Annotated in this window: 1 protein-coding gene; it reads left to right on the top strand. The window is 60.4% G+C overall.

The window, feature by feature from the left end:
* Nucleotides 1-230, top strand: a 230-nt coding sequence (locus SB679_RS26540) for a hypothetical protein (RefSeq protein WP_410705444.1), incomplete at both ends; no start/stop codon positions are given.

Below are 230 nucleotides of genomic sequence, written 5' to 3'. Positions count from 1 at the left end.
GCTGTCTGGGAAGTCGGTCTGGACGGATGGTCAATGATCCCGCGTCTCATTGCTCCGGCTGTGCTCGGCATCTGGATCTGGTCGCCTTGGGTCGCCGGCCGCCTCGGACCGATCGGTCGCGGCCGGCTTTGGCAGTGGGCAAATATCGGATTTTCGTTGGCCGTGATCGTGTTTGTCGTCGCCACTGGTTACCGCATCAGTGACAGTCGTTATCTGGTCTTCGGCAATCC

The organism is Chryseobacterium sp. SIMBA_029, assembly GCF_046535275.1.
GTDB lineage: Bacteria > Bacteroidota > Bacteroidia > Flavobacteriales > Weeksellaceae > Chryseobacterium.
This window is presented reverse-complemented; position numbering and strand designations above follow the sequence as displayed.